The sequence below is a fragment of the Acidithiobacillus sp. TH-A36 genome, from assembly GCF_057473445.1.
The window spans coordinates 1-1,711 of sequence record NZ_JBYCKP010000583.1 but is presented as its reverse complement, the minus strand read 5'-3'; the positions used below and the strand labels follow the sequence as shown (position 1 = coordinate 1,711).

Below are 1,711 nucleotides of genomic sequence, written 5' to 3'. Positions count from 1 at the left end.
GCCTGTCTTTGCGCCAGAGGTTATTTCGATTTGCGGCCAAGGCGCGTGCGGTTTTATATCTGGATCACTGGTTTCCCCATATTCCCATGGCATTGGCCGTAGGTTTGCTGGGTGCTCTCGCTATTCTCAATGCACTGCCGAATCTGCTGCGCATTTTTCCAGAACTTTCAGATTTGGCGCCCTCCACCAGTTTGACCCAGGCCCCTTTGCTTTCAGCACTTGGCACTGTGCCCGAAGCCGTACTGGGCATCGTTCTCTTGTTAATGGCTTTTGGTTTGCTGTTCCGCTCACGTTTTTCCTGGGCTATTACGCTGGTATTGGCAGGTGCAATGTTGGCCATGCTGCTCCACCATTACGGACTGGAGTGGAGCGGATTCACCATTTTCAATGCCGTCATTCTCATTGCTTTGCTGTTGTTCCGCCGACATTTTGCACACTCCAGTGTGGCGGCAGGTACACTTTTCGCAGTTATCTCCATCTTGTTGTTGATGAGCTATGCGGTATTGGGCAGTTATGTGCTGGGTGCCGGTTTTTCACCACCCATTACCAATCTGGTCAGTGCCCTGTATTTTGCCGTGGTCACCATGTCGACGGTGGGTTATGGGGATATTGTTCCCAAAAGTACTGATGCCCGATTTTTCGTGATTTCCATTATTATTCTGGGTATTACGGTTTTTGCCACCTCTATATCTGCAGTGATTGTGCCGTTACTCAATGGTCGGATGCAGCGACTGCTCATGGGTGGTGAGAAACGCCATTATCGTAATCATTATTTGATTATTGGCGACAATATGCTTGCTCAAAATACCTATCGGGCGTTGCGCGCCCGCCATTTACGGACGCTGGTTCTGGTCCCTGCTCCTCCAGAAAACGAATGGATGGCCAATGAAGATTTAATGGTGGGTGATGCGACAGATCTGGAGGTTTTGCGGCGGGCGGGTGCTGAGTGTGCCCTGGGTATTCTGGCCCTGCGGGTGACCGATAGTGAAAATGCTTTTATCATCCTGGCCGCCAAGGATTTGAATGTTTCCGGAAAAACCGTTGCAGCTGTTCAGGATGCCAAAAATCTTGAACGCTTACGCCAGATTGGTGCAGATCTGATTATTTCGCCCGATGTGCTGGGCGGAGAACTGCTGGCCATGACCTTAAGTGGCGAGGAAATGCAGGGAGATACCATTATCAACAAATTGTTTGCCGCGAAAACGGAAGGAGCAGAAGCATGAGCGCATTTCTGGGTATCGGCATTGTGCTGTTGGCGCTGATTGGTCTGGGTATCGCCGCCTTGTTTATTCATGTTGTGGTCTGGTTACTGGCGGCGGTTTTCGGCTTGCTGATTTACTTTGTACCGAGCGTGATTGCCGCTGCCCGTCATCATGAGCATTTTCTTTGGGTGTTGGTCCTCAATATCGTCCTGGGCTGGTCCGGCATTGCCTGGGTGGTGCTGATCATTTGGGCTATTCTGGGAGAGCGCCGCTTGCCACCTCTGAACCGGGTGCGGGCTGACGCCTTTAACCCGCCTGTTCGCTGACCACAAAAGTGCCCAGACGCAAGCGCTCCAGACTGGATGCGTAATCTTCGGGGGCAGCTGTCGGTGCCATGGGTCCGATTTTGATTTTGTAGAGACCGGCGGGGCTGCTGGATGCGGTGCGTACCAGCTTGGCGGTGCTGATTCCGAAGTCCTGAAGTTTGCTGCGTTCACGAAGTGCCGTTT

Annotated in this window: 2 protein-coding genes and 1 pseudogene; 2 read left to right on the top strand and 1 reads right to left on the bottom strand. The window is 52.1% G+C overall.

Annotated features, from left to right (window positions below):
* The first annotated feature begins 2 nt into the window (after positions 1-2).
* Complete coding sequence (kch, locus tag AC2VLY_RS14740) at positions 3-1,223, top strand: voltage-gated potassium channel protein (RefSeq protein ID WP_486922532.1); 1,221 nt, start codon at positions 3-5, stop codon at positions 1,221-1,223.
* Positions 1,220-1,528 carry a superinfection immunity protein gene (locus AC2VLY_RS14735; RefSeq protein ID WP_193649443.1) on the top strand — a complete coding sequence of 103 codons (309 nt, stop codon included), beginning with the start codon at positions 1,220-1,222 and terminating at the stop codon, positions 1,526-1,528. The genes kch and AC2VLY_RS14735 overlap by 4 nt, the downstream gene beginning before the upstream one ends.
* Here AC2VLY_RS14735 and AC2VLY_RS14730 read toward each other — a convergent pair.
* Positions 1,509-1,711, bottom strand: a pseudogene (locus tag AC2VLY_RS14730) (septal ring lytic transglycosylase RlpA family protein); the annotation flags it as partial. The gene AC2VLY_RS14735 and the pseudogene AC2VLY_RS14730 sit on opposite strands and share 20 nt — an antisense overlap.